The sequence below is a fragment of the Algoriphagus faecimaris genome (assembly GCF_900101705.1).
Taxonomy (GTDB): Bacteria; Bacteroidota; Bacteroidia; order Cytophagales; family Cyclobacteriaceae; genus Algoriphagus; species Algoriphagus faecimaris.
In genome coordinates this window covers 63,292-88,906 of record NZ_FNAC01000008.1, presented here as the reverse complement: position 1 = coordinate 88,906, position 25,615 = coordinate 63,292, and the positions used below count along the sequence as shown (strand labels likewise).

The following is a 25,615-nucleotide window of genomic DNA, read 5'->3' as shown; positions in this document are numbered from 1 at the left end:
TTTATGCGTTCATCGCATCGTGTAGTTTCTTGGTATCCACGTACTGCTGAAAACCTGTGATTTTACCCTCCCTCAAGGTCCAAAAATGGGCAACTTGTGCATTGTAGGCTTTCCCTTTTTTGGTCTTCGCATCGTAGCGTAAGGTGGCGAGGACCTTATCATGGAGCATTTCATGAAGCTCTATTTCTTGTAGATTGAAATACTCATGATCCTCCATGATTGGGCCAAAAACTCCATTTAAAACCGCCTCAGGTCCTACATATGGATTTCCCGAGGCATAGGCATTTCCCTCCGCCTCATTCCAGTGGATATTGGCATCCATGGCACCGAGAACTCCGGGGATGTTTCCTGTAGAGAAGGCTTGATAAAGCCCATCGACTACCGCTTTGTTTTTGGTTGAATGTTTGATTATATCTTCCATGGTTTTTGTGTTTAATTTTTAGTTTTTAAAGTGAACTTCCAATTCGATTTCAATCAAGAGTTCAGGCAAAGCCAAGCCTTTCACTTCCAGCCAGGTTCCCGTAGGGAATTGCTGTGTGTAAATGGTATTTCGATAGGCAGCATGTTCCAAAAATGCGGGCATATCAGTGGTGAATACATTCTCCACGATTACATCATCGAAGCTACACCCGTAATGCTTTAGCACCTTTTCAAGATCGGAATAACAGTTTTTCATTTGCTGTAGAAAGTCACCCACGGCGGTAGGGTTTCCCTCATCATCCATGCTGACAGCTCCGGAGACTTTGATGCTGTCCCCGATTTTGACTGCATGAGAGTAGCCATAGGCTTTTTCCACTTCTGGTCTTAAATTGAAATATTCTGGTTTTTCCATTTTTTTATGAATTGAATTTTATAAAACTCCTTAGTTTCCTGATTCCTAGTTTTCCTTTGTATCACTATTGCTGATGTCCCTTATACAGAGGTATTTACCGTCTCTTTTTTCCCATAAAGCCATATACTTTCCAGTAGAGGTGACTGCTCCTGAGATATCTTTTGTTTTTGATTTTCCTATCTCTGTGATCAAGCTTTCATCACCAAAAACCTCTATTACATGATACTCAACTGTGCTTCCAGTTACATTTTTGGCAAACCCTTCCACCATCCTTTTTCGAATGGCCGCTTTACCAACGGCCATCGGTTCTCCATGGCCCATGGCCACTGCATCGTCACTGTAGAAAGCAAGCAATGCATTGATATCCCGAGCATTGTCAGCAGCCGCAAATGCAGTTTCTATGGCTTGGATCTCTCTTTTGACCGCTTCCATGTCAGGCTTGGATGCCACAATCTGAGGAGCAGGTGGGCTACAAGACAGATGGATAAGGAACAGCGAAAGGAGGGCTGTAGCAACGCACGAATAGTTTTTCGGGATCATTTTCTTCTTAGCTAAAACCTGTTAATATCAAGACCTTGAACCGATTAAGTATTAATTTACTTTTTGGTTTTTTGCGCTGAAAGCCGCCATGGACGAACAGGTTTATAAAATGTCCGAATGCTTTAAGAAATTTCCCGAGGGTTTTTTAAAAAATAGGGGAATTGCTTTTTTGGAAAAAGAAGTCTGATTGAAGTACTAAGTACTAGTTTGTAGTAAGGTTAAGCTATTGCCGTGTTCTTAAAAAGTAGAGAAACTACCGTTCCATTATTGTTTTCATAAGTCAATTTACCATCCAATTGCCTGGTTAGTAGATTTATAAGTTGGGTACCAAACCCGGTTCCTTTGGAGGGTTGATCAGGAGCTTTCCCAATGCCATCATCCCTGATTAGGAGTTGTAAATCGCTACCGTTTCTTACTTCATCAGCTGAAACAGGGCTTAAACTGATTCTGATTGTTCCTGAATCCTTTCCCTCAAAAGCATATTTCAGAGCGTTTGTCAACAGTTCATTGGTAATCAGTCCAATAGAAACGGCAGTGTCTACATCCAAAATTAATTTTGCCATATTACACTCCACTTTGATTTTACCATTGGCATTGAAAGAATCTAGAATATTTTCGCTCAAATTGATAAAATAATCACGCATTTCAATCGAAGCCAATTGATCTCCCTGATAGAGTTTTTGGTGGATGATTCCCATGGAGTGAACTCTGTTTTGGCTTTCAATCATTGCCTCTTGCACCGAGGGATCATCTATCTGTGAGGACTGCAGTTGCAATAAGCTTGACACGACTTCCATGTTATTTTTCACCCGGTGATGAATTTCTCTCAATAACAATTCATTTTCTGCATTTCGCTTATCGAGCAATTCATTTTTATGGGCTAATTCTCCATTTAGCAGCTCTAATTTCTGATTGCTCTTTTGTTTCAGCCTATAATTTCTATACACAAGTCCGAGCAATAGTGTACCCAGGAAAAGCGCAATTATAAAAATGGTTTGTGCTTGCTGCTTTGCGATCAGCTCTTGTTCCTGTTGGAGAACATTCATCTGCAATTCACTTTCGCGCAGGCTTCTTTCGTTTCGTTCTACTTCAATAATATTATTGGCTTCAGAATATTCGATATAGTGTTCAAGTGCCTTTTTGTAGTCACCCATTTGCTCGTAAACACCGTATAATTTCCAAATAAAATAGGCTGTGTTTGCATCGGTATTAATTTCAATGGAGGAATTCTTGGCTTTTTGATAATAGGCAATTGCTTCATCATACCCGCCCTCTTCTTTGTAAATGTCCCCAATCCGAGAATGTGCAAATTGATAGGTGTCAATCGTAGTCAGGTCATAGTCTTCCAATAGTTTTATGGTTTGAGTCAGATACGATTTCGCTTCTTCATAACTCCCTCTATTTATCAAGTGATTCCCCTTGGAATAATAGTACCACGTATGGTGAAATGGATTGGTGAGTTCAGGTAAAAGCATTCGAAACTGATTCATGTAAAAATCAGTAGAATCTGGATTTGAATCCTCAAAATAATACGTCAATAGCTTGTAGGCAATGGCAAGGGCCTCATTTTTATCCGGATAGTCGGATTGCTGATAGCCCATCATACTCTCTTTCAAATATTGAATCCCTATCTCTTGATCTTCGGGCAACTCATATTGATAATAGAATCTGCCTTTATTAGTTAAAACTTTGAGTTGGATTTCAGGTCGGGGATCATCCTTAAGCAAATCCATGGCTTTTTCAAAAAGCTCCAGCCCGGGCTTTGGTTCTCCTCTAATAATTTTTATCAAAGCCCAGTTGATCAACAGATCATAACCCAAAACTTTATCTTTTTCGTTGTCGGGGATTTTTTCATAATAGGACCAGCCAATGGGTGCAAGTGAATCCACTACTATAAAATTATGAGAGCGATTGGACCTATCGGTGATGTCACGGTATAAATTGGCCAAAAGCTTGTATTGAATTGGCTCACTATTTTGGAGTAGTTCGGCTGCCTTATCGAAATAAAATACGGTACTATCCCGGTTAAAATGCGGCATTTCCCTAAAATACAAGCCCTTTTCTTGGTAGGCTTTGCTCAAAGCAACCACTTGCTCAGTGGATAAATCTTGTGCTGTGGTATTGGTAAATAAAATAAAGAGTAAAAAAAATAAGGGTGTTCTCATTTGAGTTGATAAGTCAAATACTTGCTTGCGTAGGGAAAATTCATTTTGGGCTTTACGATACAAAAGAAATTGATAACAAAACCTGAGTATATGCCTAAAGATTTAAATTTATCTATTTCTTCCTTTATTAAAGATGCCGAATTTATTGAATTATTAATTCTCAAATCGACTCCATTTTAATGGAATTTGTATTAAAAATGTTTTAATTTTTAAAATTAGGTTAAAATTTATCTTTTAAATAGTTGATAATCAGATAAATGAAATTTATCAAATTTTTTATTTAAAAATTAAAATTGTACGATTTTGGGGTCTAAGCTTGACTGAAACACCAAAGTGCCGATAAAAAAGGAGTTTAAAAAAGCCGGGTTTTAGTAATTAAATTTTGCCTTAACCCAGCGATTTGATAAAAAAATAGGTAAGAGATTAATTTATATGAGTATTTGTAATGTCGCAGTTCGTGTGACAAGAGACTTTGATACTGTTTCCGGTTTTCACCGAATGACAAGAGCCGCAAGGGCTTTCTAATTCCGGTCTGAGCTTGAAAAAGTCTGTTTCTTTCCTGATTCAAATCACTTGATCAGAGGACCTAATTAAAATTTTCTAGACCCAGATAATTGTAAAAAACAGGCTAGACTTCGATCAAAACCATAATCAGAGAAGCCTAGCCTTATTTTTTCCATAAAAAAGATTATTTGTTTTCAGACATTAAGCGCTTGGCTTCTTCAGCTCTTTCCCGGGAAGCTTCCATGCCTAGCTCGGTAGCTTTTTCATAATGCTTTGCTGAGTTTTTATAATCCTTGACATTCATATAGTATTCTCCCATACTGTCATAAGCATTGGCTTCGGCTGGAGCCAGTTTGATATAGTTTTCAAAGGCAGATTTGGCTGCTTTCATGTCCCCGGTTTCCATCAGAGCATAGCCCAGCATATTGTATCCACCAGCATTTTTTGGGCTTAATTTGACCAGCATTTTTCCGTTTTCTACAGCTGCTTGATAATCTTGATTGATCCAATAGTTAATGAATAACCCTAAGTCATACACCTGCGGTACTTCGGGATAGTTTTGTTTCAATTCGCCCAAGACTGGATTCAGATCCGCTGTTCGATTGTTTAATAAATTCTCTATTCCTTTTCGAATCGATTTTTCGGCGGGGTTCAATTTGCTTTCTGAGACAGCTAATGCTTTTGCAGAGACCTCTTTAAAGGCCTCACTTTCATTCAAGCCCGCCATGCCTAGAGCCCAATGTGCTTAGGCCATAAAGAATTCAGGATCGTCCGTTACGGCTTTTTTGATGGACTCGTTATATCCCTCTATATCTGCATTTTGAGCAGAATTTACGGCGTCTTTGTAGTGCTGCTTTGCTGTTTCCGAATCGGTAGAAATGGGGAGAAAATACTCTTGAGCATGTATGGATTGGCTTCCAAACAGAAATAAGACAAGTATTAAAATATTCTTCATGAGATTATTTTTTTGATTTAAACTGATAGAGGAAGAAAATTTACTTGGTCCTAATTGGACCCGAGATGGCTGATTTCTTCATCAAATCGGTAGATATAGCTCCAGCTATTTTCAAGCGTTGACCTAAATTTTGATTGTAGCTCATCTCTCTTTTCTTTTCCTGCTGCATTTTCTACGGATTGCCATACACTTTCTCTTTGGATATCCATTTCAGCATAGTTTTCATATCCGATTACATAGTGAGCACTCGGGCTATCGGGATCTGCGGTTAGCCAGTTGTACCAATATCCATCTATTGACAAGCCTGCATTCTTTCGGATTTCTTCTACTTCTTTGACCGTTTCCATCATTTTATATCCATTTTCTATATTGGTTCTGTAGAAACCCACACGAATAATTTTTCCGTCAAAAGGATTGTTGTTACTGATTTCAGGCATTAAGCGTGTCGTATGGCTGATTGCTTTTTCCACATGGGCATTGATCATATTAATGGCGAGGAGTTGACAGTCTTTTCCACTCTCATCGGTTTTATCCATCTCAGCCCAGTTGGGCATACTGCTAGCTAATACGAATACAGTACCTTCTCCTTGCTGTCTTTCCCACATTCTCCAAGTCCATTCTCCACCATTTTTTAGGTAGCATTCCTTCCAGGCTTTGATTCCTTCTCGAAACTGCATGCTTTGACCTGGCTTAATCGTAAATTCAGTGAATGAGGTCAATGGACCTAGGGGCGCTTCCTGCGCCAAGGCAAATGGGCTGATTGAAACTAAAAGAACAATCCCCAAAAATTTTCTAAGTAATACTTTCATTTGCTTATGAGCTTAGGGTTAAAGATTTATTTCTACTCAATTTTCATTAGCCAAGTCAAAAGAAAAAATGATGCAGGACGAGCGCCCTTTTTTTCTGTCCGAGTAGGGGATATTTTTTTTGAAGAATATTTAAAATGCAAAAAATTGATTTTCAATTACTTTTTATACTATATTAAATGCGTGAAGACGTATTTTATCCCCCTACTTTTATTGCTTCAGGTTTACAGTTATGCTCAAATTGTCTCTAGAGAGGGAGAGATTCAGTATTTGGGTGTTTTTGAGCAGACAGATGACTTTGGAGAAGAGTACTTAGATGTCTTGGAGCAAGCGGTCAAAACGCTGAAAAATGACAGCCTCCGCCTTCGGGTGATCAATGATCTAGGGTATTATTATCACACTCGAAATCTCAATAAGTCACTGGAGCTGATCAATCAAGGGTTGAGGGATGCTCAGCAATTGGATAATAAATTTTGGGAAGGTAAAATGCAAGTCTCTCAGGGAGCGATACTGCTCAGAATGGAGCGCTTGGATGAAGCGGAGCTAGTTTTACGAAGTGCGCTTCAGAAACTACCTGAATCCGAAACTTGGCTCTTATTGACCAATTTGGGCTATGTCTACGAGCGGAGAGGAGAACTCGGAGAGGCCTTTGAATTTGCCACAAAGACCTTGAAGCTAGGAGAGAAATACGGAGACAAAAAAGCCATGGCTATGGCCTATTCGGACATTAGTAATCTCTATTGGAAGCAGGGAAAGTATGAAAAAGGGGTGGAGTTTGGGCAAAAGTCTTTGGTTCTTTTTGAAGAGAGAGGTATCAAGGACCTAGACTATGATTTTACTCTTCATGTGACTGGAAATAACCTGGTCGAACTCGGAGAATACGAGCAAGCCTTGCCCTATTTCCAGCAATCCACTGAGATAGGAAAACAATACGGATTTTATAATAACCTGAGTGACACTTATATTGCTTTGACTGAGCTTTATCGACAGACAGGTGATTTTGAGAATGCGGAAACTTCTGGAAAAGAAGCCCTAAAATATGCCGAATTACTTCAAAATGAATTTATGGTGGTCAGGTCGCTTCATTCTCTCGGTAGGTTAAAAAATGAAGAGGGCAATTTTGAGTCTGCAATAGTTTACCTAGAGCGAAGTATACGCACGGCAACAGAAGATTTTGGAGATTTGTACTATTTGGGCTTGATTTATCGGGACTTGAGTGAAGCCTTTGAGAGAGGAGGAAATATCTCGGCTTCTTTTCAGGCCTTTAAGAAATACGATGAACTTCATGAGCAGGTTTTTAATGCGGAAGCCGATCAGCGTATTGCGCTTTTGCAAACCGAGATGGATGTCAATCAGAAGGAAAGCACCATTTCGCTACAGCTTGAGAAGCTCAAGCGACAAGAAGTTATCCAGATTTTTACCTTGGTTTTTACTGCCGTCATGGTGTTTTTTCTCTTTTTCCTTTATCGGGTTTTTGTTAAAAGGAAAAAGTATAGCTTACTCTTGGAGAAACAGAATCAGGAGAAGGAGTTTTTGCTGAAAGAAATCCATCATCGGGTGAAAAATAACCTGGAGACTATCTCCAGTCTTTTGGCATTGCAGACGGCTCAAATCGAAAATCAGGAACTACAAGAAATCATGATTGAGAGTCAAAATAGGGTGCAAAGTATGGGGATGATCCATCAAAATCTCTATCAGGGCGAAAATCTGGCAGCCATTGAGATGAAAAATTACTTCGAAAATTTGGGTAGATTTATTATCGATTCCTTTGATGCATCGGATAGAATCTTACTGGAGGTCAATATGAAGTCTTTGGAACTCAATGTCGATCGAGCCATTCCCATTGGTTTGATTGTGAATGAATTAATTACCAATTCGCTGAAATACGCCTTCCCAGATCAAAGGAAAGGACAAATTCATATCAGTTTAGAGGAGAAAAATAGACACCTCTACCTTCGGATAGCAGACGACGGGGTAGGAATGGGTGCAACTACCCAATTGAAAGGAACTGGTTTTGGCTCACAATTGGTCGAACTCCTCACTCGTCAATTGGATGGGAAAATGACCTTGAGTACACAGCGGGGAACCGAATTATATTTCGAATTTAAAATCGATCAAGCAGCATGAGCGTGAAGACGAGAATTTTGATTGTAGAGGATGATATGATCATTGCAGCAAATGTTTCCCTACAACTCAGTAAGCTGGGCTATGAGGTTACGGGAATCGAATCAAGGGGAGAAGATGCCATCAATCATGTCCGGGAGAATCATCCCGATATCATTCTGATGGATATTCACCTCAAAGGGAAGATCGACGGGATCGAGGCAGGCAGGCAGATTTATCATGACTATCAGATTCCCCTGATTTACCTCACCGCCAATTCGGATGAGGCTTCCTATCAAAAGGCCAAGGAAACCAAACCCTATGCCTTTATTTCTAAACCATTCAATAAGCTGAATTTAGAGCGAACCATCGAACTGGTGGTTCAAAAAATAGGAGAGGAAAATCCGGAAGGACAGCTTTCGGATTCCTTTGTGGAAAGTCTGGATGACCGGATTTTTATCCGAAATAATGGCAAACTGATCAAGCTGATGCTGGACGAAATCCTCTACATCGAAGCGGAGCGCAATTACTGCAATATTATTACTGCAGAGCAAAATTACCTGATCGTGAGTCCGCTGAATTCTTTTTGTCAAAAAATGGAGAGCAAGGACTTTTTACGCGTTCACCGCTCCTATGTGGTCAATATCAAAAAGCTCGATGCAGTAGCTGATTCACATTTGGAGATTATGAGAAAGGTCATCCCCATCAGTAAAATGTACAAAGATGATTTGATGCGGAGTATTCGAAGGGTTTGAGTTTTACCCTTTAGCCATAATCCCCCCATCTATGGTATAGGCAGCCCCTGTGATCCAAGAAGCATCGTCTGAAGCCAAAAAGAGGGCAAGTTTGGCGATATCCTCTGGCTCGCCCAAGCGTTGGATGAGGGTATTTTTTCCGGCATTTTCCACCGCTTTGGCCGGATCGGGAAATGCTACAGCAGAGGCATGAATAAAGGGTGTGTCCACCGGGCCGGGACAAATGCAATTGATACGAACTTGGGGAGCGTAATCCACTGCAGCCTGTTTGGCTAAAGCTACCAGTCCTGCTTTGGAAGCGCAGTACGCTGGATGATTGGGAAAGGATTTGAAAGCCGCAATAGAACTGTTAATCACCACCGCGGCTTGTGGCCTTTTTTGTAACTCAGGAAGGGCGGCTCTGAGGAGATAGAAAACCGAACTCAAGTTGACCTCCAGCGTTTGGGACCAATGCTCCAAGCTCAACTCAGTGACAGACCCGAGTCCTAGCATCCCTGCATTGGTAGAGAGACCGTCCAACTGACCGAATTTCTCCACCGCCAAATCCACCAAGGCCTGATTATAATCGGACTCACTGACATCTCCCGGGAGAAAATAAGCCTTGCCGCTGACTTGCTTGCACAGTTGCTTTCCGGCTTCTTCATTTCTTCCGCTGAGAATTAGATTAGCTCCCTCTTTGGCAAAGGTCAAGGCAATAGCTTTTCCCATGCCACTTGTAGCGCCGGTGATGATGTAGGTTTTGTTTTGGAGTTTCATGGGGAGGAGGAATGGGTGGGTTGGACCAACTATTTGAAGATAAAGTTGAATATATGTATTTCAAATATATTGATATCGGTCGTCCCGATGGGACTTTTCCAAAACATATTGTCATTCCAAATTCCAGAGGTTAAAACCTCTGGTAATATTATGTTTCGTCCCTACGGGAGGGGCGAGCGTTAAAGATTTGTCCAGTGGACAAATCTAGCGAGCAGCCAGGCTGCAGGGTGGCATAAGTCAATTTAGAAAAATGACGTAGGCCTGCCTCGTTCGGCAGACAGGTATGCCCGATTTTCTAGGCAGCCATGGTTGGTGAGCGGAGTCGAACCATCAATGGCTGGATTAAAGGAGACGATATAATGTTTTGCAAAATGCCGTAGGCTTGCCTGATCGGACAGACAGGCATGACCGATATTGATTAAATTAGTTGAATAACAAAATCCAATCCACCATGCCAAACCCCCAATTTTCCACCTCTGTGAATCACAAATCAGTATAAATATGAGGTGAGGTTCCTGAATCTCCAAAGGTCCTTAAAAGCTTTTTTTGCAATTGCCCAGACCGTGTCGAAGGTAATTAAAGCCTATCAAGAGAATAGAGAGTACATTCAATTCATCCACCAATTTTCCCATCACCATTGATGTCTTTTCCGCTTTCTTCTTCGAGCACCTTGAGCGTTTTGATCAGCAATTCCTGCGTTTTCCGGAGTTCACTTTCGAGGTAGGCCACTCGGGCTTCCAGGGTGGAGGCTCGTGAATTTTGATTGGAAATTTGGCTTTGTTGGATCAGGTTCCAGAATAGTCCCATGGGTAGTTTTTTGGTTTGTTGATGATCAAAGAAAAGAATATTGGAGAGGATTTGCTAAGAAAATGCGAGTTCCGGTCTCGGACAAGCTTTTTATTTTCTGATAAATAGTCTAGGTTAATTAATAAAAGTATGGGTTTAATATTAAGTCTCTATAGTAAAAATAGATGGTTTATATAGCTTTAAAAATATATATACCCTAAACTGACCCTATAAATACCCTAAATAAACCCAATAAAAATTAACCGACCAGCCTAAAATTCCGGTCGGTGGCAAGACTTATTTCTTTTTATTGTCTCCAGCAAATTTGTAGTGATAGTTGAAAAGGATCGAGCTTCAAAAAAGCTTATTAGGGAGAGGCCGGCCCAGGACAATTGTCTGGAGCAGGGCAGGCAGACAACCCCTAGGCCGATTATGGCAATAAAATTAATAGCTTAAGAAACTAATCTTTCGCAAGCCCCAATTCATAATAAATCAGAAAATCCTCTTCCACACCAAAATATTCCTGGTTCTTTTCGGCAATAATAGCTCCTTCACTAGTTACGGTGGATGATAATCGTACCCCCTTTGGTAATGGTAAATCCTGTTGGATTAATTCATGATTATCATCAAAAATAGCGGCATAGCGAGGAATACTTTCCAAAAAAGCAAGCCATTCTTCCCAATTTTCACGATCGTATTGTTCGGCAATCTCTTCAGCTACTCCCTTGGTATAGATGACTATGACGTCATTTTCTCTTCGGTAAATGTTTTCTATTCTTCCAAAGATTACATTGCCAAACTCCTCATACCAATCCGATTGTCTATTCATCGGAATACCAGGCATCGAAATGGCGTCCTCCAAAGCAAGGTCAACCTCTTTGACAAACAGAATCTCTCCTTCCTTCTCTTGATAGACAAAATACTTCTGCTCTGCAAGCATAGTTAAAATCCACTCATCTTGGTGTTTGATAATCATTGGAAAAGTCCAATTGTAAAAGTGGCCTGAATTATAAACCGTGTTGGGAGGGAAAGGCATGGTGGTGCGGATCTCATGGGTCAAAGGATTTACTACTTCCAAAATATCAGCCGAATAGGCAGTTGAATACATAGAAGAAATATCTTTTAAACTTTCGCCTCTTTCAGGCCGAAGAAAAATTAATTCATCTTCCAACTTTTGGGCTCCAAAAGGCAGGCCATTGATGTAAAAGTAATCTTCAGGTATAGACTGCCTATCGATAAACGATCCATCTAGATCGAAAATGTATATCCCTTTTGTCTCCTCCATAACACAGAGCTTCCCATTTAAAAAGTTGATGCCCTGAACCCATCCGATTCGATTGGGTCCGTCTTCATTTAACTTGAATGTATGGTTGATTCGCCCTGATTCATCAAAAATCACATACTCTTCCTGTTTATTCCATCTAGCGACAAACAACATTTGGGCAGGCTCATAGTCCAGCAATGTCAATTCTCCCATGTAATCCACCTGAATAGAATCCTGAAAAACCCAATGATAGGAATCCCCGATACGGTCCACAGCCCTCTTCGGTGTACAAGCGGCTATAAATGCAGCGACAATAAAAGCAGCAAAAATAAATTTCTTCATCCTATAATGATAGGATTTTTGGCTAGAATTAGGATTTGAAAAAACGTTAAATTTTCCAAGAGCTGATCTTCAAAAGGTTTGAATAAAATCTTGTGAGAATCAATGTTGAATAAAAAAGTTTGACTCTAAACGGGCAGCATGATCCTAAAAACCGTATTTCCAGGTTCAGACTGTGCCTCCAGCTCCCCTCCATGCGCTTTAATAATATCATTGGTAATGCTGAGTCCAAGCCCTGTTCCCTCTGTTCCTTTTTTGGTAGTGAAAAAAGGCTGCAGGATTTTGTCCTTGATTTCTTCGGGGAAGCCGGGGCCGTTGTCTTCGATTGTAATCATGACCTTGTCTTCGCGCAAAGTTGATTTCACCATCAATTTAGGGAGATAATTTGCCTCGTTATTCTGGCTTTCTTCGGTCTCCGGTCTTCGGTCTTCCGTCTTTGAATTCCCCCTAGCACTTCGACTCCGCTCAGCACAGGCACTTCGACTCCGCTCAGCACAAGCGTCAAAGGCATTATTGCAGAGGTTGATGATTACCCTCGTAAAGTCCTCCTTGATCAGGGGCACTTCTTTTATCTCAGGGTCTAAGTCCAAGATTATATCTACATCGATCGGATTTTTCCCTGCACGCATCCCGTGAAAACTCAGGTTTACATATTCCTTCAGAAGAGCATTTAAGTCAGTAGGTTCCATTTTGCCATCCCCACCTCGAGAGTGCTGTAGCATAGAAGTCACGATGCCATTGGCCCGGGTGCCATGTTCGTGGACTTTGGTCAGATTTCCTTTGACATCCTGGAGGATGGCGATGATTTCTTCTTTTTCCTCCGAACTCTCCAATTTTTCAAGCTCCTCAAAAGCTTCATCGATCAATTCACTGCTCAGCTCTGAAAAATTATTCACAAAATTCAGCGGGTTTTTGATTTCATGAGCAATGCCTGCAGTGAGTTGGCCTAGTGAGGCTAGTTTTTCTTGCTGGATAAGCTGTGACTGGGTGGATTTTAGCTTTGCATAGGAGTTTTCAATTATTGTCTTATCCTTTTTTTGCCGGATATTGTTTTTGTATGTAAGGATACTAATCAAGAAGAAAACTCCAATACCCGCAGTCAACCCATATATCCGTATTCTGCTCTGAAGCAGTACCTTTTCGGTCTCGAGTTCATTTAATTTTAATTGCTCATTTAAGCCCAAAACTTGGAATTCCTTCACCCGCTCATCTTTGTTCATGGCAGAATTTAAAGTTGCACCTTCCTTCATGTAGTAGTAGGCGCTATCAATTTGAGAACGAGCATCAAAGAGTGAAGCAAGAGTTGAATGGGCATTGATCATACCCAGTGAATCGCTCATGGCACGGTAGGTAGACAGGGCTTTGTGGGCTAAGTGGTAGCTGGAATCAAGGGAACTTGTCTTTTTATATAATTCGGCCAAAGCTAGGTATCCCATTCCTAGAAAATCGGGACTATCTATATCGATATTCGTTGTAATGCTTAGCTTATAATATTTCTCTGCTTCCTCGAAATTACCCTCAGTTTCATAGATTCTCCCGATATCCCAGTAGATAAGCCCTGTGTACAAGTTATATCCAGAAGACTGAGCTTCGCTGAGAGCCTGCTCCAATTCGGTTTTAGCCAAATCATATTTTCCTAGCCCCACATAAGCCTCTCCTTTGTTCATGTGCAGAAGAGAAGCCGTTACTTCATCTTGTCTGATTTTATTCAATTCAGATGCTTCCTCATAGTAATCGATAGCTTTTTCATAATTGCCAACGAAATTATTGAGAATACCAAGGTGATTGATGATTTCCAAAAGAACCGTCATTCGAGCGCTGTTGGCATCACCATCATCAGTCAATAGTGAAATTTTACAAAGATTTAAACTGGCATCGGGATCGGATGCAATTTTGCGAGCAGCTAATAGATAGTTTAAAGCACCAGGGTAATTTTGGCTCGAACTGGAAACATAGCCTAGTCTACTTAAAGCTTCCGCTTCCCAGACTTTTTGATTCAACTTTCTAGCAAGCTCCAGCTGGGCATTAAAATAGTCAAATGCAATAAATCGGTTTCTCTCCTGGTAGTACAAGCCAAGCTGTCTGTTGATATACAACTTCATTGAATCATCCTTTGTCGATTCTAGCCAGCTCTTCAAGCTATCGGCTTGGCCTACTTTAGGTTCCTGCCAGTATGGGTTTTTTTGACCCAAAACCATCATAGAATTAGTCAGTATGAAAAAAAGGATAAAGGTGATTTTGATGGTTTTCATAGGTCTCCTTTTGGTAATTGAATGATAAATGTGGACCCCTCACCAGGTGAACTCTCTACCTGCAATTGCCCCCCATGCGCTTTCACGATATCATGGGTAATACTTAATCCAAGCCCTGTACCCTCAGTTCCTTTTTTGGTGGTGAAGAAGGGTTGGAGGATTTTGTCTTTGATGGAGTCGGGGATACCGGGGCCATTGTCTTCTACTTCAATTGTAACTTGATTTTTCTCGGCCTTCGTGCAAACGGTGAGTTTTGGTTGGTAATTGCTAGACTCATCGTTCGTTTTTAATCTCATTGCGTCGAATGCATTATTGCAGAGATTGACGATTACTCTTGAAAAATCTTCTGAAACCAGATTGACCTTACCTATTTTCTCATCAAACTTCAGCGCTATATCCACATTGATAGGATTTTTCGCTGCCCGCATCCCATGAAAACTCAGGTTTATATATTCCTTTAGAAGAGCATTTAAGTCAGTAGGCTCCATTTTGCCATCCCCACCTCGAGAGTGCTGGAGCATAGAAGTCACGATGCCATTGGCCCGGGTGCCATGTTCGTGGACTTTGGTCAGATTTCCTTTGACATCCTGAAGGATGGCGATGATTTCTTCTTTTTCCTCCGAACTCCCTAATTTTTCAAGCTCCTCAAAAGCTTCATCGATCAATTCACTGCTCAGCTCTGAAAAATTATTCACAAAATTCAGCGGGTTTTTGATTTCATGAGCAATGCCTGCAGTGAGTTGGCCTAGTGAGGCGAGTTTTTCTTGCTGCACGAGTTGGGTTTGGGTAGCTTTGAGTTCAATCATGGCAGATTCGATTTCGGCTTTGGCTTGTTCCAATTTTACAAAGTCCTCATAGCGAGCATAAGCAACAGAGAATGCTTTGGCTAGTGCCTGCACCAATTCCAATTCATTTTCCGTCAGAGGATTCACTGCGCCCACATAAAGCATCCCCTGTGGAAAAGGGACAAAATGCAAATCGAGCGATTCGGGAGGGGCAGCGGTACCCTGATAGGTATTGCCATCCTGAATCTGATCCTGCTCCATTAATTGGTTGATCCATTGGATGAAGTCTTCCTTGTTCCAGTGCTGCGTATAAATCTCCCCTTTTCGCCAAGCCTTCACTGTCTGATGGGTGAGTTCGCTGGCTTGATACGGAAGTCTCAAAACACCCAATGAATTTCCTTCTGGTGAGGATAGGTAGGCTTCAACCAGTTTTTGTTTTTCATTAATGATAAAAACCCCACAGCGGATAAATGGAACACCCAGTTCTGTCAATTCTTTAAAAAACAGTGGTGTAATCCGGTCAAGATCATCCGCATGACGCATGGATGAAATGTCTGCACGGACACGGTCCAAAGAGGCCTGTCGCATGGCAGTTCGGGCGCTGGCTTGGGCCATTTGCAAATCCCTGAACCGCGTATAGGCAAAGGAAAATACTGCCGTGGCTCTTTTTAAAAGTTCCCAGCTTTCTGGAGAAATCTCTCCGGGAGCAGCTGCACCGATATAGCCATTGGAAAATTTGTACAAATGATAGGTACGGTCAGGAATAGTTTCACCATAAAAATTGCTGGTCCCAAACAGGTCGGATTTTTCTTCACAATATCGGATCCATTCTATTCTTTCCTTACCCTGCATCAGAATGGAAGTTTGTTTTGCTTTGGATCGATAAAATTCATCCATCTTTCGACCCACCCAGGTATCCTGAAGGTCAATAACCATTTGGTCTGTTATCCCTTTGTCAGGGGTATCCGGATTCTTGATGGTAAACCAACATTGGGTCAATCCGGTACTTTCATCCTGGATGTAAATGGAGCTAGTTTCCAATTCCTCTACACCCAATGCGCCCATTTCTTCTCTGAGAAGTTGCGCAACTTCGATTAGCTCATCAGGACTTTGCATCGCCAATGACCTTGAGCGGACTTTTTCCAATGCTGCTTCGATTTGCGCTTCCCTTGCCTGTGCTTCGGCTTTTTTCAGGTCTAGGAAACGGGTATAAGTGAGGTCAAAAACCTGAGCGAAGCGTTTGAAGATTTCCTCCTCCTCACAAGGGACTTCCGTAATGATGACTAAGTATCCTGTTTTGAAATAGGCGGCATGGAGACGCTGCCAGTTGGGTCTTGGGATACCTGAGGATTCCATCTCTTCAAAAATTTTCTCAGCGATTGGGATTTTCATCAACCAATTGTAGTGCTGCTGTAGCTGTTTATCTTCCAGTGTCACCGTGCGATAAGAGTCTCCTTTTTCCCAACCTTCATAGAGGCTTTCATGCGCATAATCTCCCACATTTGGAAGAGAAAAAGGCTCAATCAATCCATTATTTAGGCTCAACCACCACTCATCTTCTTTTCTGTCTTTTTCACAGAGGACAAAACCACAGGTCCAAAGATTATCGACCAGGGAATTTAACTCGCTGAATAAAACGATAGCTACCTCACCCAATTCCTCGGCTTTTTGCATGCCCATGGTGCGGGATCGCACGCGTTCCAAGGCAGCTTCAATACGAGCTTCTTGAGCTTGTGCTTCCGCTTTTTGAAGATCAAGAAAACGGGTATAGGTCTGGTCGAAGACGTTCGTGAACCGTTTGAATATTTCGTGAGATTCCGATACAGGTTCGTAAGTGATGAAAAGTAGAAAGCCGTGTGTAAATTTGCATAGATGATTGATCTGGTAGGTGGGCAGGGATAGTCCTGCGTCTTTAAGTTCCTGAAATGTGGCTTTCAGTTGAGGCAATGAGGTCATGAAGTCATAATGGCTTTTGATCGCCTTACCTTTCAGTTCCTGGACAAAAAAGGACTCATTACTCTGAACGAAATCATCCCACTCTTCAAATGATGGTTCTCCAAAGTGAGGCAAGAGGAAAGGTTTTTGAATGGTCCCCTCGCTGCTCATGATGCAGGTGCTGGATCTGCGATCCTCCTCTAAGATACAGTAGCCACAGCTCCAAGCATGGATACCCAATGCCTGAATTTCCAAAAACATCAAGTTGGCTACTTCGGGCAGTTCCTCACTTGACTGCATGCCCATGGAACGTGACCGTACTTTTTCGAGCGCAGCTTCAATTTTTGCTTCCCTCGCCTGCGCTTCCGCTTTTTTAAGGTCTAGAAAACGGGTATAGGTTTGTTCGAAGACTTTAGCAAAACGCTTAAAGATGGAATGAAACTCTGGTGTTTCCTCATAGGTGATAAACATCAAATAGCCATGCTTGAAGTAAGCTACGTGATCTACTTGGCTTTTGGGGAGCGCTATCCCAGCTGCATCCAACTCTTCAAATATTTTGTCAAGAGTAGGAAGGGAGGCCATGTATTTATACGTATTCTCCAATTTCTTACCTTCCATCTTCTGGATGTATAGAAGCTCATCATGCTCTGAGTGCTCGACAATCTGTTTAAATACATCTTTAGTGGTAGGCGTATCAAATGGCTTGATGGGCCTACCATCTCCTGAACTTACCCATTGTGAAATGACTGTTTTATCATCATTAAAAATATTAAAACCACAGCTCCAGGGGTTAAGTCCAAGCCCCTTGATTTGACCGAACATCTCTGTTGCTGCTTCGGACAATTCCTCACTAGATTGCATCGCCATGGTTCGGGATCGTACCCGTTCCAGAGCGGCTTCGATCTGCGCTTCCCTTGCCTGAGCCTCTGCTTTTTGCAGGTCGAGAAAGCGTAAGTAAGACTGATCAAATACCTTCGCAAACCTTTTTAAAATAGCTATCTGACTTTCTGACAATGGATTACCAATAAAGTCATTCACTGCCAGGGTGGATTTCTTAGACGACACCATGGTAATCTCGTAGAATTTACTTTCTAAGATCATCGTCTTAACTTCCACAGGTATGTCCTTTAATTCAGGAAGTTCAAGCACCACTTCATACAGGCTGTCTTTCAATTCTTTGGAATAAGTGCCCACAAAATGATCTAGACCCTTTCTATGTGATTCGATGTAATCCTTGAGGATAGGATGGTCAAAATAGGGCAAGAGGTACTGATTGATGACCATCCCATTTCCCACATCCCCGCACACAAAGCACTGCATATCTTTAGAGCCTTCCGGAAAAGTCTGAATTCCTATGGCAGTGGATGGAACTTGGAGCTCCGTCATTTTCTCGAACAGTACTTTCACCACTTCATTCAACTCGTCACTACTGTGCATGGCCAGTGAGCGGGATCGGACTTTCTCCAATGCCGCTTCTATCTGAGCCTCCCTGGCTTGGGCTTCAGCTTTTTTGATATCAAGAAAGCGGATATAGGTTTGCCTGAACTCTTTTGCAAAGCGTTCGTAAATCTTAAGTTCCTCATCTGTATAGGGTTCTGCATTCCATTTAACCATGGAAACAGTTATCTCTGCCAAAAATGCATCTACTATTATTGAACCTGGAGTGGCATTAACATAATTGACAAATTCATCTGACACTGCTGGTGCATGCCTCCAATAATGGTCGAGGAATTCACTCTTCTCTTTCTGTGTGAATGTTTTTACCTGGATAGGATGCCCGGTCTTTTGGTACTCTTTTACAGCTTTTGCTGTTTTAGTGAAATACGGAGTCTCTATATAAGGAATGAGAATTTTATCGGTTGTATTTTCTGCCTCCGGCGCATAGCTCCATAAATCCCAGTCTCTTTTTTCTGTGATGGGTCCTTCGATAAACGTGACGTTATCAAACCTTATACCTACAGCATTCAGTTGTTTGCCAAATAATTCTATAATATCGAAGAGATCAGACTGGGTTTTCATGGCCATGGTCTTAGCTCTCACTCTTTCCAACGCCAATTGGATTTCAGCTTCCCTAGCTTGTGCCTCTGCCTTTTGCAGATCGAGAAAGCGGGTATAGGATTGTTCGAAGACTTTACCGAAACGTTTAAGAATGGCATTTTCTGCTTCAGAAAATTTTTCTCCCCAGTGGTTAATAATTAAAATGCTCGTATGGTGTAATACCGCGCAGGAGCGAGTATATCCACCAGATGCAGATAATGTATGTTTTTTCTCTTTGGTACTTAATTTTGACCAAGGCTCGTGCTGAAATAGAAAGGTGAAAAATTCTATTTTTTCCTCTTGGGTATATTCCTCGGTGAAAAATCCCGGACCACTTTTTAATCTGTTTAAAAGCTGGGTATAGATTGGCTTTTCAAAGTGAGGAATATGGACCCTATCAGAAGTGTCTGCCGTGCCGCCTGAACCCCAGCACTGGATTTCATTGTCAATTTCACTGTTGATGACAATAAAAGATCCGCCGGAAATGGATATGTTTAGATTTATTAACTCCTGATGAACAGTATGGATCACACTTTGTAATTCGGCAGTTTTATGCATCGCCAAACTTTTGGAGCGAACCCTCTCCAATCCCGTTTCTATCTGCGCTTCCCGTGCCTGTGCTTCTGCTTTTTGAAGATCGAGGAAGCGGGTGTAGGTTTGTTCGAATACTTTGGCAAGCCGCTTAAATAGTTCATGAGCCTTTGGGTAAGGTTTAAGGGTAATGAACAGAAGATTGCCATGAGAGAAATTGGCCACATGGTGTACCTGTTTTTCGGGCATCGGGTGCCCGGCAGCTATTGATTTTTCAAAAGCTTCGTCTAATAGGGGGAAGGATCGTAAATACAGGAAATACGATTGCATCTCTTCACCTTTCAGGTTTTTTGTGATGAAATCGTCTCCTTTTTTCCAGCTATCATACTGTTCTTTATGCCATTTATCTTCTTCAATAGGCATCCGGAAGGGCGGATTCATAGAACCATCTGCATTGCACATCCAGGAAATGAGTTCATCCTGGTCTTCATCCCATATCGTGAATCCACTGCTATAAGTACCTACTCCCAACACTTCCATTTGTCGAAACAATAAGGAGGATACTTCCGCCAATTCGTCACTCTCTTGCATCGCCATGGTCCTGGCCCGAATCCGTTCCAAGGCCAACTCAATTTCTGCCTCCCGGGCTTGGGTTTCTGCTTTTACCAAATCCAGATACCTTCGGTAGGTTTGTTCAAAAAGCGTACTGAACCGCTTGGTAATGTGAATCAATTCGGGTTGGAATTCACGGGGACTGAATGCATAAAAAAATCCATGCTCGAAAATGAAACAGTGTTGGATTTCCTTTTTTGGTAATTCTTCTAAAGGAATTTGAATTTTATAGTCTGGAGCATTATTGAGCATTTGGTAGTAGTTCAGCAGGTCTTCCCCTTCCAATATGTACTTGTGGAATGGAACCTGCTCTATCCAAGCCTGACGGGCTTTTTTTAGCATGGAGTGCCAAGCCATATCGATGTTGCCGATATGCATGTTGACTTCCTCTCCGGTTTTTCGGGCTGTCCAAAGCTGGTTATTTTCGTTTTCATGATTCAGGATGCCGATTCCAAACCGGGTCCCTTGATCCACTCCTAATGCCGTGAGTTCACTGAACATTTTCACCACACATTTCCCCACATCCTCGCTGCTGTGCATGGCCATGGTCTGAGCTCTGACTCGTTCGAGCGCTGCCTCAATTTGCGCTTCCCTCGCCTGTGCGAGGGCTTTTTGGATATCCCGAAACCGCTGGTAAGCCAAGGAAAAAACCTGATGAAAGCGTTTAAATAGAGACAGGGTTTCTTCAGTCATTGGTTGGTACAAAGTCAGCCCAAGTCCACCTTCTCCAATAGATAAAAAACAATAATCTACTTCCATGGCTTCGTCCAAATGTGGATCCTGAAAGTGGTTTTCCTCTTTTCGATGAAGTCTAAAATCTTCAAGGTCCTTGCCACTCAGGCTACCGATGAAATACCCATCTCGGGAGGCCAGCATTTGCTTGACCATGCCATGTTCTACCGGACTTTTGAGGTATTCTGTTATTTCTATGGCTGTTTTGGTGTAGGGAGTGAAGTACTGATAGCAGAGGTATTGACCTATGTTTTCGTCAATGATCGCAGTCTGAACATTCCGGATTTTTTCTACACCAAATTGCTGTAATTGGTCTGAAATAATTCGACAGACATCCAACATATCCTCTGGCTTTTTCATGCCCATAGCTACTGCACGCACTTTCTCCAGTGCCGCCTCGATTGCCAATTCTCGGTTTTTTTCGAGCAAGTCGGCTGTTTTTTCCGAGACAATCTGCTCGAGCTCTTCTGTCTTTTTCTTCCAACTATCGATTCCCCAGGTATCCTCTTCGCTTTTTACCTCCTCTGGCTTGGAACCGTGCCAGTGTACCACAACCCACTTTTCTTCTTGGCATTCAAAGACCATAGAAAAGCGCATTTTCAGCTCAAATTGATCCGAATCAGTGGTGACCCTCAACATCAAGTCATCGACGTAGATGGCAGCATTTTCACCGTTAAGGACTCTTCTGTGAACCGGTTTTACCTGATGTTCTAGTTTTATTCCGACTGCCTGCTCCTCTTGTCTTTTGATCAGTTCAATAAAATCCTGACGTGAAAAAATCCGCTCATCCTCGGTCGTCCCAAATCCAATGATTTTTGGATCAATTAGGTGTTTCAGTTCATCGATTATCGGGCGAATATTCAATCCGATTTCGATAAACTCTTGGTAGGATTGATTAAGTATTTTCTCTTTTTCTTTCCTCATTCTGAATCCGACTTAAAATCTGAATCAATTGGTAAAAAAATGATCATCTCTGTTCCCTCTCCTTCGGTACCTGCCTCTTCGGCAGACAGGCTTTTGACCCGTAGGTCTCCTCCATGTGCCTTCACAATATCATAGCTCAAACTCAATCCTAATCCTGTACCTGAACCCGTTGGCTTCGTCGTAAAGAAGGGTTGGAAGATTTTGTCTTTAATGGAGTCTGGGATACCGGGACCGTTGTCGGAGATGCGTATTTCTATCTTGTCGCCTAGATTTTTGGTGGTGAGGCTGACAAGAGGTTTTATTTCAGAATTCTGGATTAAGAATTCTGAATTTCCAGCTGCCTGAAAGGCATTATTGATGATATTCAGCAGTACCCTTCCGATATCCTGAGGGATACCATTGATTTTGGGAAGATTAGGATCTAAATCCAATTTAAAATCTGAGTTAAAGCTCTTGTCTTTGGCCCTAAGTCCATGATAAGAAAGCCGCATATATTCATCAGCCAACGCATTGATATCAGTTGGGACTTTTTCACCTGAGCTACTTCGACTGTGGGCTAGCATGCCTTTCACAATGGCATCGGCACGCTTGCCGTGGTGAGCTATTTTTTCAAGGTTTTGTTTGATATCATCAGCAATTGCGAAGCCTTCTTTTGTATCTCCCTTTTTAAATTCATCCTTCATTTCTTCCACCAGCTCATTACTCAGTTCAGAAAAATTATTCACAAAATTCAAGGGGTTTTGGATTTCATGGGCAATCCCGGCGGTAAGTTCTCCCAGTGAGGCCATTTTTTCAGATTGAATGAGTTGGGCTTGGGTGGCTTTGAGCTCGGTATAGGCTTTTTCGATTTCTTTTGCCTGTGCTACTTCTCTTTCTAAACTTTGGGCTCGCTCCTTCATTCGGATTCTTCGCTTTAGTCCAGAGTAGGCCACTAAACCTACAAGTCCCAAGGAAAGTCCGTAGAGCGAATAGGCCCACCAGGTTTTCCACCAAGGAGGAAGTATGTTGATGATTAGAAATTTGCCTACATCATTCCAAACACCATAGGCATTGGATGCAATAACTTTGAAGGTGTAGGTTCCTGGCTCAAGATTCGTGTAAGAGGCGAAGTTTCTATTGTCATAAATCCAATCCTGATCTAATCCTTCGAGCATGTGAGCGTATTGATTTTTGGATGGATTGGCATAGTGGAGGGCCGCAAATTCAAAGCTCAAGTCATTTTGATCGTGTCGAAGCGTGATTGCTTCAGTGGACAAGAGATCTTCTTCAAGCGGGGAGTTTTCGCCCATCTCATAGACAGAGCGATTGGAGAGCAAAAAATTGGAAATGATCACCGAGGGTGGGACCTTATTGGATGCCACAGAAGAAAAAGTTGTGAGTCCGTGATCCCCTCCAAAATAAAAGTTGCCATTCGGAGTTTTTACCGCAGCTAGTGAAATGAAAGATTCCCCACCTATCCCATCATCTTCATTGTAATTGATAAAAGTGACTTTGTCCAGAGCTTCATTTTGCATCATTTGAATCAGTCCGTTTTGGCTTGAAAACCACATTTCTCCATTGTCCCCGGGTAATACCGTCTCGATGAAATTGGTGGGTAGTCCGTCCTGTTCGGTGTAGTAGGAGATTTCATCGCTTTCGATATCCAAAATATTGATCCCACCATAAGTTGCCATCCATAGTTGGCCTTCATGCTCCAGCACATCAAAAACCTGCCTGTCGCTTAGTGTGGAAGGATCCATTGGGTCGCTGGTATAATATTTCACGGCATTGGTCTCTGGGTCAATTCGGGTGACTCCCGCATAGATACTGGAGACCCAGATGTATTTTTCACCGATTTCTATGTCGGAAATACTGCCATCCTGAATGACTATTTCAGCCTTTTGCTCATTAATATTTACGACCAACGATTGATTTTTTGTCTGATCCTCTTGCTGGAAAATAGCTATTCCATAAAGGGGTAGGAACTCGGGTTCAGGTTCATTCCAATCTCCAAAGTGGTGGGTGTCATCTGAAGTATATCGGAGGGAGTAAGATCCAGGATTTAATTCGATTTGAGCAATTTGAAGTCGGTTTTTCAGACCTCCTCCTGCCCAAAATGAATCTTCAATGGTTTTCATCCCGATGATGGTTTCACCTAAGGAGTTTTCAAGCCAGCCATAATCTGCCATACTTGCTGCATCGCCTTCCCCAACTGAGACTAGAAAGTAGGTGCCACGTTCGGTAATCTCGAAGCCTTGCGTCAATTCTTCAAATGGACCTACCTGTTCGATGATCGCGATCTCTTGGTCAGTTTCCAGCCAGGTTTTTATTTTTGCTAAAATTTCTTCAGAATAGGTTTGGCTGTATTGACTGACGATTGGGTCGAAGGTCTCCACGGCAGGATTGAATACTGCAAGGCCACCGTTGGTTCCTATCCAAAGGTTTCCTTTTTTATCCTCACGTATTACTCTAATTTGATTGTTGGGAAGGCTATTTTCATTGCCATCCGGAGTATGCTTATAGCGTTTAAGCTCTTTTAGGGTGTTTGGGTCCATTTTGATCAATCCATCTCCCCAAGTACCGATCCAGATCGTTCCATCTTTTTGCTCATAGATAGCCCTTGCTGATCCTCCAAACATGTCATTGGACGAGGCAAAATTTACCCGCTTGATTGTCTCATCATTTTCATTGAAAATATTGATTCCTTCACCCCGTGTTCCGACAAAAATTTTCCCAGGACTGATCGTTGATGAGAATAATCCAAATGTCCCGCCCGGGCTAAGGGATGCAGGATTAGTTGCATCATGGCTGTAATACTTGAAGGGTTGATTGACAGGGTCATATTTGAAAAGTCCTTCCGTTCTCGATCCAATCCAAAAAATCCCACTCCGGTCTATCATCAACTCGGTTAGGCGATTTGTGTAAAAACCATTGGCCATTTTCCGATTTCCGGGAATAAATACTTCTGAATAGCGATCGCTATTTCCCTCAAATTTTAAGATTCCTCGGTAGTTGTTTAATATCCAAATGTTCCCCTCGGAGTCCTCAACAATCGAATTTTTAAACGTTGCGATATCCTCATTACCGCTTGAATAACTGAGGATTTGGCGAAGCTTATTCTTTTCTACATCATACTTGTAAATGCCCTGCCGGCTGGTAATCCATAATATTCCATCCCGGTCCTGATAGAGTTGGGTAATCGTATTATCTAAACTATTTAGTGTGTGTTCAATATCAAATTTTACCGGACTAAATTCGATGGCCCCTTTGGGCAGATACATCAGTCCATGGTTGGCAGACCCTCCCCAGATCCCTCCATCTCTATCCTCATATACCACCATGGATATTCCCGAATGAACAGCTGGCTTGCCATTAATATTGGTATATGGTGCAAGTTTTAAGCTATCCGACTCGGGATCCAGCTGGATGATTTCAAAGGCAATGGTGGTTGCCCACACTCTTCCCTGTGAGTCCGGCAACACTGTAATGGTCCGTCCAACACCTGCAACCTGAAACGTCTCCTCAATACTGTAATTTTTAAAGCTGTTTTTTGCCCGGTCAAAATAGGTGAGACCCAGCTCATTGGCGATCCAGAGGTTTCCTTCAGCATCTTCTTCGGTGTCAAATGTGGAGTTGTGTTGAAGGCTTTTGGGATTCCCTATGATGTTTCGATAGGTTTTCCAATTGTATCCATCGTAGCGCTGTACTCCATTTCCAGTACTGAACCAAAGCAGTCCATACCGGTCTTGCATCACATTCATTACCACGGGTGAAGCCAAGCCATTGGAAATTGAAATGGTCTCTAAATTGATTTCCTGTGCTTTCGCTTCCTGCAGGCTGGCCTGAACGACGCAAAACCCAAGGAATACTAGCCTAAGAGAGGAAAGAATGAGATGCTTCATGATGACTTTTTTAAGAATTAATTTTTGAGCTTTGCCTTGAATTTGAGCTGTAGAAGTTGCTGTAAAGCTCTGATTTCCTGGTAAATCATTTGTATACTTTTGATTTTGGTAATTCCATTCT

At 42.0% G+C, this 25,615-nt stretch carries 15 protein-coding genes; 2 read left to right on the top strand and 13 right to left on the bottom strand.

Annotation, left to right across the window (positions count from 1 at the left end; all coding sequences use genetic code 11):
- Position 1: 1 nt before the first annotated feature.
- The 7 genes from BLQ57_RS05925 to BLQ57_RS05895 all read right to left on the bottom strand — a co-directional run bounded on the left by BLQ57_RS05925 (position 2) and on the right by BLQ57_RS05895 (position 5,805).
- Positions 2 to 421 (bottom strand): nuclear transport factor 2 family protein, encoded by a 420-nt coding sequence (locus BLQ57_RS05925; RefSeq protein WP_087938414.1) that lies wholly within the window; start codon positions 419 to 421, stop codon positions 2 to 4.
- A gap of 18 nt (positions 422 to 439) precedes the next feature.
- Positions 440 to 832: a RidA family protein gene (locus BLQ57_RS05920; RefSeq protein ID WP_087938413.1), complete on the bottom strand. Its 393-nt coding sequence runs from the start codon at positions 830 to 832 to the stop codon at positions 440 to 442.
- Positions 833 to 877: 45 nt separating this feature from the next.
- Positions 878 to 1,282: a YybH family protein gene (locus BLQ57_RS05915; protein ID WP_169712719.1), complete on the bottom strand. Its 405-nt coding sequence runs from the start codon at positions 1,280 to 1,282 to the stop codon at positions 878 to 880.
- 308 nt (positions 1,283 to 1,590) lie between these two features.
- Complete coding sequence (locus BLQ57_RS05910; protein ID WP_087938411.1) at positions 1,591 to 3,537, bottom strand: tetratricopeptide repeat-containing sensor histidine kinase; 1,947 nt, start codon at positions 3,535 to 3,537, stop codon at positions 1,591 to 1,593.
- 688 nt (positions 3,538 to 4,225) lie between these two features.
- Complete coding sequence (locus BLQ57_RS05905; protein ID WP_087938410.1) at positions 4,226 to 4,768, bottom strand: tetratricopeptide repeat protein; 543 nt, start codon at positions 4,766 to 4,768, stop codon at positions 4,226 to 4,228.
- Positions 4,769 to 4,786: 18 nt separating this feature from the next.
- The gene (locus BLQ57_RS05900) at positions 4,787 to 4,996 is read right to left on the bottom strand and encodes a hypothetical protein (RefSeq protein WP_087938409.1); all 210 of its coding nucleotides are present in this window, start codon (positions 4,994 to 4,996) and stop codon (positions 4,787 to 4,789) included.
- 50 nt (positions 4,997 to 5,046) lie between these two features.
- Positions 5,047 to 5,805, bottom strand: a complete 759-nt coding sequence (locus BLQ57_RS05895; protein WP_087938408.1) for a hypothetical protein — start codon at positions 5,803 to 5,805, stop codon at positions 5,047 to 5,049.
- A gap of 180 nt (positions 5,806 to 5,985) precedes the next feature.
- On the opposite strand from BLQ57_RS05895, the gene BLQ57_RS05890 reads away from it, so the two are divergent.
- Positions 5,986 to 7,929 (top strand): tetratricopeptide repeat-containing sensor histidine kinase, encoded by a 1,944-nt coding sequence (locus BLQ57_RS05890; RefSeq protein ID WP_240507754.1) that lies wholly within the window; start codon positions 5,986 to 5,988, stop codon positions 7,927 to 7,929.
- On the top strand, positions 7,926 to 8,660 hold the full coding sequence (locus BLQ57_RS05885; RefSeq protein ID WP_087938406.1) for a response regulator: 735 nt from the start codon (positions 7,926 to 7,928) through the stop codon (positions 8,658 to 8,660). The genes BLQ57_RS05890 and BLQ57_RS05885 overlap by 4 nt, the downstream gene beginning before the upstream one ends.
- Positions 8,661 to 8,663: 3 nt before the next feature.
- On the opposite strand, the gene BLQ57_RS05880 is transcribed toward BLQ57_RS05885, so the two are convergent.
- The 6 genes from BLQ57_RS05880 to BLQ57_RS05855 all read right to left on the bottom strand — a co-directional run bounded on the left by BLQ57_RS05880 (position 8,664) and on the right by BLQ57_RS05855 (position 25,494).
- The gene (locus tag BLQ57_RS05880) at positions 8,664 to 9,416 is read right to left on the bottom strand and encodes an SDR family NAD(P)-dependent oxidoreductase (RefSeq protein WP_087938405.1); all 753 of its coding nucleotides are present in this window, start codon (positions 9,414 to 9,416) and stop codon (positions 8,664 to 8,666) included.
- 612 nt (positions 9,417 to 10,028) lie between these two features.
- Positions 10,029 to 10,223, bottom strand: coding sequence for a hypothetical protein (locus tag BLQ57_RS05875; RefSeq protein WP_087938404.1), 195 nt, complete (start codon positions 10,221 to 10,223; stop codon positions 10,029 to 10,031).
- A 439-nt stretch (positions 10,224 to 10,662) separates the two neighbouring features.
- Entirely contained in the window at positions 10,663 to 11,808 is a 1,146-nt protein-coding gene (locus tag BLQ57_RS05870) for a hypothetical protein (RefSeq protein ID WP_087938403.1), read from the bottom strand.
- A 125-nt stretch (positions 11,809 to 11,933) separates the two neighbouring features.
- Positions 11,934 to 14,057 carry a tetratricopeptide repeat protein gene (locus BLQ57_RS05865; protein ID WP_092824021.1) on the bottom strand — a complete coding sequence of 708 codons (2,124 nt, stop codon included), beginning with the start codon at positions 14,055 to 14,057 and terminating at the stop codon, positions 11,934 to 11,936.
- Positions 14,054 to 21,613, bottom strand: a complete 7,560-nt coding sequence (locus BLQ57_RS05860; protein WP_092824020.1) for an ATP-binding protein — start codon at positions 21,611 to 21,613, stop codon at positions 14,054 to 14,056. The genes BLQ57_RS05865 and BLQ57_RS05860 overlap by 4 nt, the downstream gene beginning before the upstream one ends.
- The gene (locus BLQ57_RS05855; RefSeq protein ID WP_087938400.1) at positions 21,610 to 25,494 is read right to left on the bottom strand and encodes a sensor histidine kinase; all 3,885 of its coding nucleotides are present in this window, start codon (positions 25,492 to 25,494) and stop codon (positions 21,610 to 21,612) included. Before BLQ57_RS05855 ends, BLQ57_RS05860 begins: the two co-directional genes overlap by 4 nt.
- Positions 25,495 to 25,615: the final 121 nt, after the last annotated feature.

Coding starts and splice junctions, on each gene's coding strand:
- BLQ57_RS05880 (WP_087938405.1), bottom strand. CDS start 9,416: ATGAAACTCCAAAACAAAACCTACATCATCACCGGCGCTACAAGTGGC.
- BLQ57_RS05855 (WP_087938400.1), bottom strand. CDS start 25,494: ATGAAGCATCTCATTCTTTCCTCTCTTAGGCTAGTATTCCTTGGGTTT.
- BLQ57_RS05895 (WP_087938408.1), bottom strand. CDS start 5,805: ATGAAAGTATTACTTAGAAAATTTTTGGGGATTGTTCTTTTAGTTTCA.
- BLQ57_RS05920 (WP_087938413.1), bottom strand. CDS start 832: ATGGAAAAACCAGAATATTTCAATTTAAGACCAGAAGTGGAAAAAGCC.
- BLQ57_RS05900 (WP_087938409.1), bottom strand. CDS start 4,996: ATGAAGAATATTTTAATACTTGTCTTATTTCTGTTTGGAAGCCAATCC.
- BLQ57_RS05875 (WP_087938404.1), bottom strand. CDS start 10,223: ATGGGACTATTCTGGAACCTGATCCAACAAAGCCAAATTTCCAATCAA.
- BLQ57_RS05905 (WP_087938410.1), bottom strand. CDS start 4,768: ATGGCGGGCTTGAATGAAAGTGAGGCCTTTAAAGAGGTCTCTGCAAAA.
- BLQ57_RS05910 (WP_087938411.1), bottom strand. CDS start 3,537: ATGAGAACACCCTTATTTTTTTTACTCTTTATTTTATTTACCAATACC.
- BLQ57_RS05860 (WP_092824020.1), bottom strand. CDS start 21,613: ATGAGGAAAGAAAAAGAGAAAATACTTAATCAATCCTACCAAGAGTTT.
- BLQ57_RS05865 (WP_092824021.1), bottom strand. CDS start 14,057: ATGAAAACCATCAAAATCACCTTTATCCTTTTTTTCATACTGACTAAT.
- BLQ57_RS05925 (WP_087938414.1), bottom strand. CDS start 421: ATGGAAGATATAATCAAACATTCAACCAAAAACAAAGCGGTAGTCGAT.
- BLQ57_RS05870 (WP_087938403.1), bottom strand. CDS start 11,808: ATGAAGAAATTTATTTTTGCTGCTTTTATTGTCGCTGCATTTATAGCC.
- BLQ57_RS05885 (WP_087938406.1), top strand. CDS start 7,926: ATGAGCGTGAAGACGAGAATTTTGATTGTAGAGGATGATATGATCATT.